Origin of the sequence: Pseudomonas sp. GL-R-26, assembly GCF_019947365.1 — a bacterium.
GTDB lineage: Bacteria > Pseudomonadota > Gammaproteobacteria > Pseudomonadales > Pseudomonadaceae > Aquipseudomonas.
The window spans coordinates 197989-212836 of record NZ_JAGYGI010000008.1 but is presented as its reverse complement, the minus strand read 5'-3'; the positions used below and the strand labels follow the sequence as shown (position 1 = coordinate 212836).

The 14848-nt window shown below is 58.8% G+C and carries 14 protein-coding genes; 6 read left to right on the top strand and 8 right to left on the bottom strand.

All coding sequences use genetic code 11. The annotated features are described in order from the left end of the window. The coding region (locus KGA96_RS11205; protein ID WP_223512819.1) for a GntR family transcriptional regulator at positions 1-637 on the top strand (637 nt) is incomplete at its 5' end. A 93-nt stretch (positions 638-730) separates the two neighbouring features. On the opposite strand, the gene yjiA is transcribed toward KGA96_RS11205, so the two are convergent. From yjiA to KGA96_RS11190, 3 genes are all read right to left on the bottom strand, one after another. Then, the gene (gene yjiA / locus KGA96_RS11200) at positions 731-1705 is read right to left on the bottom strand and encodes a GTPase (RefSeq protein ID WP_223512818.1); all 975 of its coding nucleotides are present in this window, start codon (positions 1703-1705) and stop codon (positions 731-733) included. Positions 1706-1867: 162 nt separating this feature from the next. Then, positions 1868-2065, bottom strand: coding sequence for a YbdD/YjiX family protein (locus KGA96_RS11195; protein WP_007895266.1), 198 nt, complete (start codon positions 2063-2065; stop codon positions 1868-1870). Between the two features lie 15 nt (positions 2066-2080). Further along, a complete protein-coding gene (locus KGA96_RS11190; protein ID WP_046041755.1) occupies positions 2081-4147 on the bottom strand; it encodes a carbon starvation CstA family protein in 2067 nt (688 codons plus the stop codon). Positions 4148-4307: 160 nt separating this feature from the next. Here KGA96_RS11190 and KGA96_RS11185 point away from each other — a divergent pair, with 160 nt between their 5' ends. Further along, positions 4308-4676, top strand: a complete 369-nt coding sequence (locus KGA96_RS11185) for a PilZ domain-containing protein (RefSeq protein WP_223512817.1) — start codon at positions 4308-4310, stop codon at positions 4674-4676. Positions 4677-4715: 39 nt separating this feature from the next. Here the strand turns inward: KGA96_RS11185 and radA are convergent, their stop codons facing one another. Next, positions 4716-6083, bottom strand: coding sequence for a DNA repair protein RadA (gene radA / locus KGA96_RS11180; protein WP_057400505.1), 1368 nt, complete (start codon positions 6081-6083; stop codon positions 4716-4718). Positions 6084-6723: 640 nt separating this feature from the next. Here radA and mscL point away from each other — a divergent pair. Continuing rightward, positions 6724-7137 (top strand): large-conductance mechanosensitive channel protein MscL, encoded by a 414-nt coding sequence (mscL, locus tag KGA96_RS11175; RefSeq protein ID WP_046041752.1) that lies wholly within the window; start codon positions 6724-6726, stop codon positions 7135-7137. Positions 7138-7179: 42 nt separating this feature from the next. On the opposite strand, the gene KGA96_RS11170 is transcribed toward mscL, so the two are convergent. Next, a complete protein-coding gene (locus KGA96_RS11170) occupies positions 7180-7956 on the bottom strand; it encodes a ferredoxin--NADP reductase (RefSeq protein WP_223512815.1) in 777 nt (258 codons plus the stop codon). Between the two features lie 302 nt (positions 7957-8258). Between KGA96_RS11170 and KGA96_RS11165 the strand changes: the two genes are divergently transcribed. Then, on the top strand, positions 8259-8972 hold the full coding sequence (locus KGA96_RS11165) for a helix-turn-helix transcriptional regulator (RefSeq protein ID WP_046041750.1): 714 nt from the start codon (positions 8259-8261) through the stop codon (positions 8970-8972). Positions 8973-9147: 175 nt separating this feature from the next. Next, positions 9148-10272, top strand: coding sequence for a methyltransferase (locus tag KGA96_RS11160; RefSeq protein ID WP_046041749.1), 1125 nt, complete (start codon positions 9148-9150; stop codon positions 10270-10272). 64 nt (positions 10273-10336) lie between these two features. Here KGA96_RS11160 and KGA96_RS11155 read toward each other — a convergent pair whose 3' ends face one another. From KGA96_RS11155 to KGA96_RS11145, 3 genes are all read right to left on the bottom strand, one after another. Continuing rightward, a complete protein-coding gene (locus KGA96_RS11155) occupies positions 10337-10504 on the bottom strand; it encodes a DUF2474 domain-containing protein (protein WP_080925332.1) in 168 nt (55 codons plus the stop codon). Positions 10505-10592: 88 nt separating this feature from the next. Further along, positions 10593-11600 (bottom strand): cytochrome d ubiquinol oxidase subunit II, encoded by a 1008-nt coding sequence (gene cydB / locus KGA96_RS11150; protein WP_046041748.1) that lies wholly within the window; start codon positions 11598-11600, stop codon positions 10593-10595. A gap of 3 nt (positions 11601-11603) precedes the next feature. Continuing rightward, positions 11604-13040: a cytochrome ubiquinol oxidase subunit I gene (locus KGA96_RS11145; protein ID WP_223512812.1), complete on the bottom strand. Its 1437-nt coding sequence runs from the start codon at positions 13038-13040 to the stop codon at positions 11604-11606. Positions 13041-13588: 548 nt separating this feature from the next. Between KGA96_RS11145 and KGA96_RS11140 the strand changes: the two genes are divergently transcribed. Further along, positions 13589-14839: an MFS transporter gene (locus tag KGA96_RS11140; RefSeq protein WP_046041746.1), complete on the top strand. Its 1251-nt coding sequence runs from the start codon at positions 13589-13591 to the stop codon at positions 14837-14839. The last annotated feature ends 9 nt before the right edge of the window (positions 14840-14848 follow it).

Below are 14848 nucleotides of genomic sequence, written 5' to 3'. Positions count from 1 at the left end.
CCCGTCGGTGGATGATCTGTATTCGCGGGTCCTCGACGCCATTTTCGAACAGCGCATCCATTCGGCCAGTCGCTTTACCGAAGAAAGCCTGGCGCAGATGTTCGGTGCAAGGCGCAGCGACATGCGTGATGTGCTGACGCGACTGTCCCATCAGCAGGTCATCATCCTTCGGGTCAACCATCGTCCCCGCGTCGCCGAGCTTGATGTCGAGCAGACCCGGCAGACACTGCATGCCCGGCGCCTGGCCGAGATCATGTTGGTGCGGCTGGCCTGTCAACGACCCTGCGCGCAAGACCTGAAGCACCTGCGGACACTGGTCGAAAACGAGCGTCAATGCGTCGAGCGTGGCCGGGCGATTCGATTGTCGGGAGAGTTTCATCTGCAGTTGGCACAAATGGCGGGGAATGCACCGCTAGCGCATTTTCTTGAGAGCCTGGTTCCGCTGACTTCCTTGGCGATTGCGCAGTTTGATCTGCAGCAGAAGGATTATTGCGTGGAGCACATGGAGATTCTGGATGCGCTGGAACGAGGAGATGCCGCGACGGCGCAAGTCGCGCTCAACCGGCATCTGGATTATCTGGAAGATTTGTTGCTGAGCCCTGCATCGGCAATGGGCCAAAACTGTGCCGCAGGTTAGATCGCTTTCGCGAGCAGGCTCGCTCCCACAGGGGGAGTGCACTTCAGCGAGTCTGCTCGCGATGCGGCTCAAGGCTCGCTGCAACTTCTGACGTTACTCCGCCGCCACCCGCGCAAACCCCTCGCGAATCTTTTCTTCCGGCAAATCATCGGCAATGAACACGATCACGCTCTCGCGCACGTCGTCCTCCGCCCACTCGGTATCCCAGTCGAAACCATAAAGCTTCAGCACCCCCTGAAACACCATGCGACGGGATTCGCCGAGGATATTCAACACGCCTTTGTAGCGCAGCAATTGCTTGCCATGCTCCTCCAGCAGCTCGTTCATGAACTCACTGAGCTTGTCGATATCCAGCGGTTTTTCAGTGCGCAGCACCAGGCTGGAAATGCGGTCCATGGATGGAGCTGCCTGGCTGACCGGGCGCAAACTCACGCCACCACCGAGGTCGGCGTTGAGGTTGAAGCCGCGCACATCGAGCAACTCGGCCAGGTCGATCTTGCCGTGGTCAACCACGCGGATCGGGGCGCGGCGGTTGATGCGGGTCAGGCGCTCGCTCAACGCGGTGAAGGTCGCTTCGTCCACCAGGTCACGCTTGCTCACCAGCAAGCGGTCGGCGAATCCGATCTGCGCCTGGGCGATGGTCTGGGTCAGGTGCAAGTCGGCATGCGCGGCGTCGACCAGCGTGATGATGCCGTCGAGGATATAGCGCTCACGCAACTCTTCGTCGATGAAAAAGGTTTGTGCCACGGGCGCCGGATCGGCCAGGCCGGTGCATTCGATCACCAGGCGGTCGAAGGCGATGTCGCCCTGGTCCAGACGCTCGAGCAACAGATAAAGCGCTTTGGTCAGGTCGGTGTGGATGGTGCAGCAGACGCAGCCATTGGACAGTGTCATCACCTGTACCGGCTCATCGCCCAACAACTGGGTATCGATACCGGCGTCGCTGAATTCGTTTTCGATCACGGCGATTTTCAGACCGTGCTCGGCCTTGAGCAGGTGACGCAACAGGGTGGTCTTGCCAGCGCCGAGGAAGCCGCTGAGGATCGTGACCGGGATGGGAGAGGACAAACTGGATCTCCTTTTTCACACAGTGAAAAAACAACACAAAACAAATGTGGGAGCGAGCCTGCTCGCGAAGGGGCCGTCAGCTTCAACAAATATGCTGACTGATACACCGCTTTCGCGAGCAGGCTCGCTCCCACAGGTTTTGCTGTTAACCCGCAATCCGGATCAACAGCACTTCGGCCCACCCTTGCCACCGTAACGGGCTTCCTGACGCTCCCGGAAGAACATCTCATAGCTCATCACCGGTTTGTCCGGGTGCTTGGTCTGCATATGCTCGACGTAGTTGTCGTAGTCGGGCATGCCAACCATCAGGCGCGCGGCCTGACCGAGGTATTTACCGAGGCGACTCAAGTCATTGAACATGCTGCAATCCTCTGGTCACGCTTCCGGCAGCGCCTGGAATGGCGATTCTTTATCCGTACGTTCTTTGCTGCCCCAGGCGGAAATACCGACCTTGAGCGCATAGAACAGGATGCTGAACACCACGAACAGGAACAGTGCGGTCAGCGTTGCGTTGGTGTAGGCGTTGAAGATCACGTGCTGCATCTGGGTGATGTCCTTGGCCGGGGCGAGGATCTGGCCGTTGGCCAAGGCATCGCTGTATTTCTTGGCCAGCGACAGGAAGCCGATCGCCGGGTTGGCATCGAACAGCTTGATGAAGCCAGCTGTCGTGGTGCAGATCAACAGCCACACCGCCGGCAACATGGTGACCCAGACATAACGCTGGCGTTTCATCTTGATCAACACGACGGTGCCGAGCATCAGCGCGATACCGGCCAGCATCTGGTTGGAGATGCCGAACAGCGGCCACAGGGTGTTGATGCCACCCAATGGATCGATCACGCCCTGGTACAGCAACCAGCCCCACATGGCCACACAACCGCCAGTGGCGATCAGGTTGGCAGTCCAGGATTCGGTGCGACGCAGGGCCGGCACGAACGAGCCGAGCAAGTCCTGAAGCATGAAGCGACCGGCACGGGTACCGGCGTCGACTGCGGTCAGGATGAACAGTGCTTCGAACAGGATCGCGAAGTGGTACCAGAACGCCATGGTGTTTTCACCCGGCAGAACACTGTGCAGGATCTGCGCGATACCGACCGCCAGGGTTGGCGCGCCGCCAGCACGGGCCAGGATGGTGGTTTCACCGATGTCGTGGGCCACCGCTTGCAGGGCTTCCGGGGTAATGGCGAAGCCCCAGTTGCTGACGGCTGTCGCAACGGCCACCACATCACCGCCGACCACGGCCGCCGGGCTGTTCATGGCGAAGTACACGCCCGGCTCGATCACGGAAGCGGCAACCATGGCCATGATCGCCACGAACGATTCCATCAGCATGCCGCCGTAACCGATGTAGCGGGCGTTGGTTTCGTTATCCAGCAGTTTCGGCGTGGTGCCGGAGGAAATCAGTGCGTGGAATCCCGAGACCGCGCCACAGGCGATGGTGATGAACAGGAACGGGAACAGACCGCCCTTCCATACTGGGCCGGTGCCGTCGATGAACTGGGTCAGCGCCGGCATTTTCAGCTCGGGCATGGTCACCAGAATGCCGATGGCCAAAGCGACGATGGTGCCGATTTTCAGGAAGGTCGACAGATAGTCGCGGGGCGCCAGGATCAGCCACACCGGCAATACCGCTGCGACAAAACCGTAACCGATCAGCATCCAGGTGATCTGGATACCGGTAAAGCTGAATGCCTTGGCCCACACCGGATCAGCAGCGATCTGCCCGCCGAGCCAGATAGAACCCAGCAACAGCAGCACACCGATCACCGAAATCTCACCGATGCGACCCGGGCGGATGTAGCGCATGTAGATGCCCATGAACATCGCGATCGGGATGGTCGCCATCACCGTGAAAATCCCCCATGGGCTCTCGGCCAGGGCTTTCACCACGATCAGCGCCAGCACCGCGAGGATGATGATCATGATCAGGAAACAGCCGAACAGCGCGATAGTCCCTGGAATACGACCCATTTCCTCGCGGACCATGTCGCCCAGGGAGCGGCCGTTGCGGCGGGTGGACATGAACAGGACCATGAAGTCCTGAACCGCACCGGCCAGCACCACGCCGGCGATCAGCCACAGCGTGCCGGGCAGGTAGCCCATCTGCGCCGCCAATACCGGACCGACCAGAGGACCTGCACCAGCGATGGCGGCGAAGTGGTGACCAAAAAGAATGTGTTTGTTGGTTGGAACGTAGTCCAGACCGTCATTGTTGAGCACAGCGGGAGTGGCCCGTCGCGCATCGAGTTGCATGACATTGTTAGCGATGAACAGACTGTAGTAGCGGTAGGCGACCAAATAGATGGCCACGGCAGCGACCACAATCCACAAGGCGTTGATTGCCTCGCCTCGGCGCAATGCCACGACACCCAGGGCGCACGCACCTACGATTGCCAGCACCAGCCAAGGCAAATGGCGTAGCGGGCTATTATTATTTTTCATTTTATTATTCCAGCCAGAGTGGACAAGAAAGACAGCCACCCCGAGTTTAGCGCTCCTGACGGCAAAGACCATACCCCGACATTGGTCTAGACACCTGCACGCGCTGGCAGCCCTTGATCATGCGGGTCTATAGTCAGCGTACATTTCCGAGGATCGCGCCATGAGCGAGCACCCTGCCGAACGTCGCCGCTTCAAACGTATTGCGTTCGATGCCCGAACCGAGCTGAGTCAGGGCGAGTCCACTTGGCCGGTGAAGTTGATTGACCTGTCGCTCAAGGGGTTGTTGATCGAGCGACCCGAGCACTGGCAGGGCGATCGCCAGCAGGATTTTTCAGTGGATATTCATCTGAGCGATGAAATCGACATTGAAATGGATGTGCAACTGACCCACGAAGACCACGGCCAGCTCGGTTTCGTCTGCCGGCACATCAGCCTGGAGTCCATTGAGCGCTTGCGGCGATTGATTGAGCTCAACCTGGCTGATGAGGTCGAGCTCGAGCGAGAGCTGGGCGCCCTGATCGAGATCTAGCCATCCCCTCTCCCGCAGGGTTGTGCATTCACCTGAATGCTATTCGAACAACGCATCCAACGCCTGTTCCAGCCGCGTCACGGCAATGATCTGCAACCCTGCCGGCGCCTCTTTCGGCGCATTGCCCTTGGGCACGATGGCGCGCTTGAAGCCGTGCTTGGCAGCTTCCTTCAAACGCTCCTGACCGCTCGGCACCGGACGCACCTCACCGGAAAGCCCCACCTCACCAAACACCAGCAGGTCGTGAGGCAGCGGCCGGTTGCGCAAACTGGACATCACCGCCGCCATCAACGCCAGATCGGACGCTGTTTCCAGCACCTTGACCCCGCCGACCACGTTGAGAAACACATCCTGATCGTGGGTCGGAATGCCGCCATGACGGTGCAGCACCGCCAGCAACATCGCCAATCGGTTCTGATCCAGCCCCAACGTAACCCGACGCGGGTTGGCCAGGTGACTGTCGTCCACCAGCGCCTGAACCTCCACCAGCATCGGCCGCGTGCCTTCCCACGTCGCCATCACCACGCTGCCCGGGACCTCTTCCTGAGCACGGGTCAGAAAAATCGCCGAAGGGTTGGAGACTTCTTTCAGGCCCTTGTCGGTCATGCCGAACACGCCCAGTTCATTGACTGCACCGAAACGGTTCTTCACCGCCCGCAGCAGCCGCAGGCGCCCGTCGGACTCGCCCTCGAAATACAGCACGGTATCGACCATGTGCTCCAGCACCCGAGGCCCAGCCAGTGCGCCTTCCTTGGTGACGTGGCCGACCAGGAAAATCGCCGTGCCGCTCTGTTTGGCATAACGCACCAGCAACGCCGCGCTTTCACGCACCTGGGACACGCCGCCCGGGGCCGATTGCAGTTGCTCGGTAAAGATCGTCTGGATCGAGTCGATCACCATCACCCTGGGCTTTTCCTGACGAGCCGTGGCAATGATGGCTTCGATACAGGTTTCGGTCATCACCCGCAGCTGATCCTGAGGCAACCCCAGGCGTCGCGCGCGCATGGCCACTTGCTGCTGGGATTCCTCACCGGTGACGTACAGCGCCGGCATGCTCTTGGCGAGGTTGCACAAGGTTTGCAGCAGAATGGTCGACTTGCCGATGCCGGGGTCACCACCGATCAGCACCACCGAACCGTCGACCAGCCCGCCACCCAGAACCCGGTCGAGCTCGCTGGATGCGGTGGAGAAGCGCGGAATTTCTTCGACACTGACTTCAGCCAGGGTCTTGATCTGCGCCTGCTGGCCGGCCCAGCCGGTACGACCGCTGGGGGCGGCTGCCCCGCCGCTTTCCACCATGGTTTCGGTAAGCGTGTTCCAGGCCCCGCACTCACCGCACTGGCCGGCCCATTTGGGGAAGGTTGAACCGCACTCGGTGCAGCCGTACATGCGCTTGGCCTTGGCCATCGGAACTCCCGGAAAAAAACGCGATGATAGCTCAGCTGAAGCGCGCGAGTGCGACCAGATACTTCGCAGCCCTTTTGATAATTTTAAACAGCCCCATTAAACTCAGACATATTGATACACACTCACTTACAGGCCTTGTATAAGTTTTTTGTTCCACATAACCAATAAACTCTAGAGACAGACCTTACTATACAACTTGAAAACCTATACACACCTTATTCATTTACACGTTTAAAACTCAACCCCGAAAACACTTACACAACGCACGGTCATCAACCCAGAGAAGCACGTAACTTGCCACCCTCGAAACTAACCAAATAGTCCACATCACTACAACTCCAATAGACTTTCAGTACCGCACGCTGACCACTAACTGCCCGATCAACGTTCAACGTCCCGATTCAGGGATAGTCCCTCAACCTTGCTCGCTCACACAAACGAAGCCATATCGCTGAAAAAACATCGTATACAAAACACCGCAGAAGGCCTGGCCGCCCCACAATTGAAATCCATCGGTGAATTTTTCAACACCACCCGCTGTCGATTGCTGGCAAGCACGGCAGGCAGTTGATTCGAGCAGAATGTGATTTGCTGATTTACACTGCGTTCATCAATCTCATCTGTAACAAGGAAATAACCTATGGGCGTGCTAAATGAGTTCAAGGCCTTCGCGGTCAAAGGCAACGTGGTCGACATGGCAGTCGGCATCATCATCGGTGCGGCCTTCGGCAAGATCGTTACCTCGTTTGTCGGTGACCTGATCATGCCGCCAATCGGCATGCTGATCGGTGGCGTGGACTTCAGTGATCTGGTCATAACCCTCAAGGCAGCGGAAGGCGCGACGCCGGCGGTGGTGCTGGCTTATGGCAAATTCTTCCAGACCATCATCGACTTTGTCATTGTCGCCTTCGCGATTTTCATGGGCGTCAAGGCCATCAACCGCCTGAAGCGCGAAGAGGCCGTGGCCCCTAGCCTGCCGCCGGTTCCAACCAAGGAAGAAGAGTTGCTGGGCGAGATCCGCGACTTGCTCAAGGCCCAGAACAACCGATCTTGATGGCATTAGCAAAAAAACGGCGCCTTCTTAGCGCCGTTTTTTTTACCAGAAGTTTTCCACCGCCACCTGACCAGGTCGTCGGCTGAGGCTCAAGTGCATGCCCCGCTGTTTAAGCAGCTTGCGCGTGTCATCGATCATTTGCGGATTGCCGCACAGCATGACCCGAGAATGCTCAGGGGTCAGCGCAACACCCGCGGCGCGCTCCAGTTCGCCATTTTCAATCAGCGCTGTGATCCGCCCGTTCAATGAGCCGGGATGCTGTTCACGAGTGACCGTGGTGATCAATTGCAGTTTGTGTGCGTACTCCGCCAGATACTCACGCTTCGCCAGCCCGGCGATCAGTTCCTGATAAGCCAGTTCCCGGGCTTCGCGAACGCTGTAGACCAGGATGATCCGCTCGAATCGCTCCCAGACTTCGAAATCCTGAAGTATCGACAGGAACGGCGCGATGCCCGTGCCTGTGGATAACAGCCACAGATCGCGCCCATCGACAAACCGGTCCAGCGTCAGGTAACCGAACGCCTGGCGGTCGACCAGCAATGCATCGCCAACCCCCAGGCGACTCAGCTCGCTGGTGAACTCACCACCCGGTACGACAATGGAAAAGAACTCGAGGAACTCGTCAAAGGGCGAGGACACCATGGAGTAGGCGCGCCATACCGTGCTGCCGTCAGCCTTGGTGACGCCCAACCGGGCAAACTGCCCCGCCCGAAAACGAAACCCTGCGTCCCGGGTGGCCCGCAAGGTAAACAGGTTCGGGGTCAGCGGATGAACCTCGAGCAAGGTCTGACGGGTAAATTTTTCTTCACTGACGGACATGGAAGGCTCCAATCGAAAGATACCCCAGTGTCCCGCAAAGAAAGCAGCGTAACCACCGACAATTTGTAGTGGCATTAACGAGCACTACTGATCAAATATTAAACGTGACATACAACCATGATTGTAAAATGACATATGGCATTTCATAACTCATATATTGCCTAAGAACCTGAAACACACGTTTACAACAGTCAAAAGAGCAAAATTGTCGAACCATTGCCGTAAGAACTGCCCTACACTGCATGACGTGCCGCATTTCGGATCCAATCTTGTATCTGAACAAAAAACATGGAGATCACCCTATGGAGATCTGGAAGGAGTCACAGCTCAATCATTTGGCGCACACGCAAGAGATCAATACGGCCTATCGAATCGCGCTCAACTTTGCTAGAAACCTTGGATATAAATTTTGTGGTTTTTCAATTACTTCGAACTCAGTCGCGGCCGACGCCAATACGGTGAACCTGAACAATTTTCCCCATGAGTGGAACGATCAATATGAAAAAAACAACGCCACGCAAATAGATCCGGTAATAGCGCATTGCAATCACTCAACGTTGCCGGTTCTCTGGAGCGAAGAGCTTTTTTCCAGGACGCCATGGCTATGGCAGTTGCTACAGCAACAAGGTTTGCAGCATGGCTGGTCCCAGGCGATCCACGATGAGGAAAGCGGTCTGCGCAGTATTCTCAGCCTGGCCAGAAGCCATTGCCCGATTTCAGCCTATGAGCTGTACGAGCATCTTGGATTCTCGGTGTTCATCAGCCGCCATTTGCACGCTCTGGCGATCGCAATGCAACCGAGAAAACCGGCTCGCCCCCAGGCTCCCCCCTTGTCACGGCGGGAACTCGAGGTATTGAAACTGTCAGCCGATGGCAAGACGGCCTATGAAATTGCCAGGATCCTCAGTTTGAGTGAACGCACGGTCAATTTTCATGTGCACAGGGCTATCGAGAAGTTCGGCGTCAATAACAAGATTGCGGCAGTCATCGCCGCGGCCCGGTCCGGAGCCATCTGAAAGCGCCCGACTGCGGGAAAACCTGCGGGTAATCCAGGCAAAAAAAACGTACCATTTGCGGTCCTTCCTGAGTGATGGCGTGTAGACCTTCACGACGCATTACACTCGGACGGCTCCGCCCGCTCCAACGCCTTCGGGCAGCGGGACATCCGTTGATTACCCAGAGCCCCGCCCCATGCCTTTGCTCGAAACACCCTTCGCCAGCCTCGACCTGATCCGCCAGCCCGAACAGCAGAACGAACCGCTGCAAGCTTTCGATGCGGCCGATGAATACCTGCTCAATCATCTGGCCGAACAGCAGCCGGCGTCGGACACCCGGGTATTGGTGCTCAATGACAGTTTCGGCGCGCTGGCGGCCAGCCTGGCGGGCAAGGTGCAGGTGGTCAGCAGCGGTGATTCGTTCCTGGCCTTGCAGGGTCTGGAAAAGAACCTGGTGCGCAACGGCCTGGCCTTTGATGCGGTGCCGAGCGTACCCGCCAGCGAAACCCCAGCCGGGCCGTTCGACTGCGTGCTGATCCGTGTACCGAAAACCCTGGCCCTGCTGGAAGAACAACTGATCCGCCTGCAAGGCCAACTGGCACCTGGCGCCCAAGTGGTTGCCGCAGCCATGATCAAGCATCTGCCCCGGGCGGCGGGCGACTTGCTGGAGCGTTACATCGGTCCCGTGCAAGCCTCGTTGGCGGTGAAGAAGGCGCGGCTATTGATTGCCACGGCTCAGGACAAAACGCCAGCGGTGTCGCCTTACCCAACGCGATACAGACTCGACGAACCGGCCATCGAACTGCTCAACCACGCCAATGTGTTTTGCCGCGAAGGCCTGGACATCGGTACCCGGGCATTTTTGCCACACCTGCCAAAAAGCCTTGGCTCGGCGCGGGTCGCCGATCTCGGTTGTGGCAACGGCGTTCTGGCCATCGCCAGCGCCTTGCAAAACCCCGAGGCCCACTACACGCTGGTGGACGAGTCGTTCATGGCCGTGCAATCGGCCGCCGACAACTGGCGCGCAGCGCTGGGTGAACGGGAAGTGATCGTGCGCGCCGGTGATGGCCTGGCCGGCCAGGAACCGCAATCGCTTGACGTCGTGCTGTGCAATCCACCCTTTCACCAGCAACAGGTGGTGGGCGACTTCCTGGCCTGGAGGATGTTCCAGCAGGCCCGCGAAGCGCTGGTCGTGGGCGGCGCACTGTACATCGTCGGCAATCGTCACTTGGGTTACCACAGCAAGCTGGCGCGATTGTTCCGTGGTGTCGAGCAAGTGGCGGCCAATCCGAAGTTCGTGATCCTCAAGGCGCGCAAGTAACAGGCAAAAAAAACCCTCCGGTCGGAGGGTCGTAAAACCGTGCCCTGAGGCCACGGGAGAGATGTCAGTGCGTGGTCAGGCCGGCCGCGTTCATGAACAGACGCATCAGGCTGGCGACGATGAACAAGGCGCCCACGCTGCCGACCCAGATCAGGGCCAACCAGCCGAGCCGCTGCCACAGCGGCTTTTTTTCGGCTTCTTCAATGTCGTGCAGGGTGTGTTTGCCAGGCATGGCTCATTACTCCATTTAAGGTGGATGGCGTCTGTGAGGACGCCATCGCGAGCAAGCTCGCTCCTACAAAGGTTCGCGGTGCACAGGGCTAGTGGTAGCCGTCTTCATGGGTGACCTTGCCGCGGAACACGTAGTAGCTCCAGAAGGTGTAGCCCAGGATGAACGGGATGATGAACAGCGTGCCCACCAGCATGAAGCCCTGGCTTTGCGGCGGCGCGGCGGCGTCCCAGATCGAGATCGACGGCGGGATGATGTTCGGCCACAGGCTGATGCCCAACCCGCTGTAACCGAGGAAGATCAGCACCAGGGTCAGCAGGAACGGCGTGTAGTGCGCGTTGCGGGCCACGGCGCGGATCAGGCCGTACATCGTCACCAGCACCAGTATCGGCACCGGCATGAACCAGAACAGATTCGGCATGGTGAACCAGCGTGCGGCGATTTCCGTGTGGGCCAACGGGGTCCAGATGCTGACGATGCCGATCACCGCCAACAGCACGAAGGCCAATGGCCGTGCCAGGTCATGCATCTGCTCCTGCAACTTGCCTTCGGTCTTCATGATCAGCCAGGTGCAACCGAGCAACGCATACGCCACCACCAGCGCCGCACCACAGAACATCGTGAACGGTGTCAGCCAGTCCAGTGAACCACCGGCGAACTGCCGGTTGACCACTGGCAGCCCATCAATGAACGCGCCAAGCGCAACGCCCTGGAAGAACGTCGCAGTGACCGAGCCACCGATGAACGCCTTGTCCCACAGATGGCGCTTGTCGTCCCTGGCCTTGAAGCGGAACTCGAAGGCCACACCGCGGAAGATCAACCCGATCAACATCAGTATCAGCGGCAGGTACAACGCCGAGAGCACCACTGAATAGGCCAGTGGAAACGCGCCGAACAACGCCGCGCCACCCAACACCAGCCAGGTCTCGTTGCCGTCCCAGACCGGGGCGACGGTGTTCATCATTACATCGCGATCGGTCTTGCCCGGAATGAACGGGAAGAGAATGCCGATGCCCAGGTCAAAACCGTCCATGACCACGTACATCATGACGCCGAAGATGATGATCACGGCCCAGATCAGCGGAAGATCAATACCCATGATTCAAATCTCCTTGGTCAGGCTGTGGCCGGTATCGGTGTGATCGTCGTCGGCTGCGGACAGCGGACGGGCCGGTGTGCGTTTCTGGCCGGGGCCACCGTCGTTGGTTTCCTTGCCTTCGTCGATCTTCGGCCCCTTGCGCACCAGGCGCATCATGTAGCCAAGACCGGCGCCAAACAGCGCGAAATAAACCACGACAAACAGGATCAGGGTGATGCTCATCTGCACGAAGCTATGGTTGGACGACGCATCCGCCGTACGCATCAGGCCATAGACCACCCATGGCTGACGGCCGATTTCAGTGGTGAACCAGCCGGCGAGGATCGCGATCAGGCCAGACGGCCCCATCCACAATGCCAGGTACAGGAACGGCCGCGACGTGTAGAGGGTGTCGCGCTTGCGCAGCCACAGGCTCCACAAACCGGTGAAGATCATCAGGAAGCCCAGGCCGACCATGATCCGGAACGACCAGAACACGATGGTTGAATTCGGCCGGTCTTCAGGCGGGAACTCCTTGAGCGCCGGCACCTGTTTGTCCAGGGTGTGCGTGAGGATCAGGCTGCCCAGGTACGGGATCTCGACGGCGAATTTGGTTTTTTCCTCCTTCATGTCCGGCCAGCCGAACAGGATCAGCGGGGTCGCCTCGTTGCCCTTGTTTTCCCAGTGACCCTCGATTGCGGCGATTTTTGCCGGCTGATGCTCAAGCGTATTGAGACCGTGGAAGTCACCGATGACAGCCTGGATCGGCGCAACGATCAATGCCATCCACATGGCCATCGAGAGCATTTTGCGGATCGCCGGGTTGTCCTTGCCCCGCAGCAAATGCCAGGCCGCAGAGGAACCGACGAAGAAGGCCGTGGCGACGAACGCCGCCGTGGCCATGTGCATCAGGCGATACGGGAACGACGGGTTGAAGATAACCGCCAGCCAGTCGGTGGGTATGACCTGACCGTTGACGATTTCGAAGCCCTGCGGGGTCTGCATCCAGCTATTGGAAGCGAGAATCCAGAACGTGGAGATCAACGTACCGATGGCCACCATCACGGTGGCAAAGAAGTGCAGGCCACGCCCGACCTTGTTCCAGCCAAACAGCATGACGCCCAGGAACCCGGCTTCGAGGAAGAATGCCGTGAGCACTTCATAGGTCAGCAACGGCCCGGTCACGGAGCCGGCGAAGTCCGAGAAACGGCTCCAGTTGGTGCCGAACTGATAGGCCATTACCAGGCCGGAAACCACCCCCATGCCGAAGTTGACGGCAAAGATCTTCGACCAGAAATGGTAGAGGTCACGGTAGGTGTCGTTATGGGTTTTCAGCCACAGGCCTTCGAGTACCGCCAGGTAACTCGCCAGGCCGATGGTGATGGCCGGAAACAGGATGTGGAACGAGATGGTGAACGCGAACTGAATTCGGGCGAGATCAAGTGCCTCTAAACCGAACATAAGTCTTCCTCTGTCAGGTAGTACGGCTGCCGGCTTAAAGCCTGCACCCACGGCCCCCACGGATATGGAGTGTGGCGAATCTCTGTTTGTTCTTTTTTTTGCACGCATCACAACGCAGGGAGTCTGGCCTTGCGGCCGCCGGATCAATTCCTTTTGTGGGTTTTGATCTGGATCAATCAACGTTGAAAGAGTAGTCCCAATTTCGGGGAGGAACCGCGTGGTCTTTTGCCGCGTGACAAGTTGCCTCACAGTTGGCGAAATGGCCTGAAACAGATTTTGGATGAAGCAATATCGATGTGGTGAGGGGGCTTGCCCCCGTCAGGTTGCGAAGCGACCTCAGCCCCCGGCAAAAATTCGTTTTGGCAGTTACCCCCTGATCGATCGTTTTTACGGCTGCTGCGCAGCCGAACGGGGGCAAGCCCCCTCACCACAAGGTTTTCGGCGTTTGAAAAATCGATGTCTGGCTAACTAAATCTTTTGTCATGGCAACTTTCTGTTACAGGTTGGTGATAATCTCGTCGTTCCCCTCTCCCCAGATTTTCCCGCAGATGCCCAGCCAAGAGCCCTTGCTGTTACGTCACCATCGCCCTTTTCTCGCGTTCTGGCTGGCCCGGGTATTTACCGCCAGCGGCTTCCAGATGCTCACCGTGGCCATCGGTTGGAACCTGTACCAACTGACCGGCAACGTGCTCGACCTGGGGCTGGTCGGCCTGGTCGAGTTCGCCCCGCGCGTGCTGTTCATGCTGCACACCGGGCACGTCGCCGACCGCTATGACCGGCGCAAGGTCGCTGCGATCTGCCAGTCCCTGCAGGCATTGATCGCCCTGTCGCTGGCCATCGGCAGCGCCACCGACCATGTCACCCGGGAATTGATCTTTATCCTGGCCTTCCTGCTCGGTGCCGCTCGCTCCTTTGAAATGCCCACCACCCAGGCCCTGCTGCCCAGTATCGTGCCGAGCGCGTTGTTTCCCCGCGCAGTGGCCGCCGCGCAATCGGCCCAGCAATCGGCAACCATCGTCGCCCCGGCCCTCGGTGGTTTGCTCTACGCCTTCGGCAGCGTCTGGGTGTATGGCCCGACGGTGCTTTTGTATGTCATCGCCTGTTCGCTGATGCTCAACCTGCCGGCCCGGCAAACCCCGTTGAACAAGGGCAAGGCCACTCTGGATTCGCTGCTGGCGGGCATTCGCTTCATCCGCAGTCGTCCGGACATTCTCGGGGCGATCTCCCTCGATCTGTTTGCGGTGCTATTGGGTGGCGCCACGGCGCTGCTGCCGGTGTTCGCCAAGGACATTCTGCTGACCGGCCCGTGGGGGCTGGGCCTGCTGCGCTCGGCACCGGCGGTGGGCGCGCTACTGATGTCGCTGTTCCTGGCGCGCTTTGCCGTGGAGTGCAACGTCGGGCGGGTGATGTTCACCGCCGTAGGCATCTTCGGCGTGGCAACCATCGCCTTCGGCCTGTCGACCTCGTTCTGGTTTTCCCTGGCGGTGTTGGTGGTGTTGGGCGCGGCAGACATGATCAGCATGGTGATTCGCGCATCTTTCGTACAACTGGAAACCCCGGACGAAATGCGTGGCCGGGTCAGCGCCGTGAATGGTCTGTTCATCGGTGCTTCGAATCAGTTGGGCGAATTCGAATCGGGCCTGACTGCCCACTGGTTCGGCACCGTGCCCGCCGTGGTCATGGGCGGGATCGGCACGCTGGTGGTGACCGGGGTGTGGGTCAAACTGTTCCCGACTCTGGCCAGCCGCGATCGTATGCACGTGGCTAAAGATGACGAGAAGGAAGAGGCGAAAGTCTGACACTCTCTA

Coding starts and splice junctions, on each gene's coding strand:
- KGA96_RS11170 (WP_223512815.1), bottom strand. CDS start 7,956: ATGTCCGTCAGTGAAGAAAAATTTACCCGTCAGACCTTGCTCGAGGTT.
- KGA96_RS11140 (WP_046041746.1), top strand. CDS start 13,589: ATGCCCAGCCAAGAGCCCTTGCTGTTACGTCACCATCGCCCTTTTCTC.
- KGA96_RS11190 (WP_046041755.1), bottom strand. CDS start 4,147: ATGAAAAATAATAATAGCCCGCTACGCCATTTGCCTTGGCTGGTGCTG.
- KGA96_RS11185 (WP_223512817.1), top strand. CDS start 4,308: ATGAGCGAGCACCCTGCCGAACGTCGCCGCTTCAAACGTATTGCGTTC.
- KGA96_RS11145 (WP_223512812.1), bottom strand. CDS start 13,040: ATGTTCGGTTTAGAGGCACTTGATCTCGCCCGAATTCAGTTCGCGTTC.
- KGA96_RS11195 (WP_007895266.1), bottom strand. CDS start 2,065: ATGTTCAATGACTTGAGTCGCCTCGGTAAATACCTCGGTCAGGCCGCG.
- KGA96_RS11160 (WP_046041749.1), top strand. CDS start 9,148: ATGCCTTTGCTCGAAACACCCTTCGCCAGCCTCGACCTGATCCGCCAG.
- radA (WP_057400505.1), bottom strand. CDS start 6,083: ATGGCCAAGGCCAAGCGCATGTACGGCTGCACCGAGTGCGGTTCAACC.
- cydB (WP_046041748.1), bottom strand. CDS start 11,600: ATGGGTATTGATCTTCCGCTGATCTGGGCCGTGATCATCATCTTCGGC.
- KGA96_RS11165 (WP_046041750.1), top strand. CDS start 8,259: ATGGAGATCTGGAAGGAGTCACAGCTCAATCATTTGGCGCACACGCAA.
- mscL (WP_046041752.1), top strand. CDS start 6,724: ATGGGCGTGCTAAATGAGTTCAAGGCCTTCGCGGTCAAAGGCAACGTG.
- KGA96_RS11155 (WP_080925332.1), bottom strand. CDS start 10,504: ATGCCTGGCAAACACACCCTGCACGACATTGAAGAAGCCGAAAAAAAG.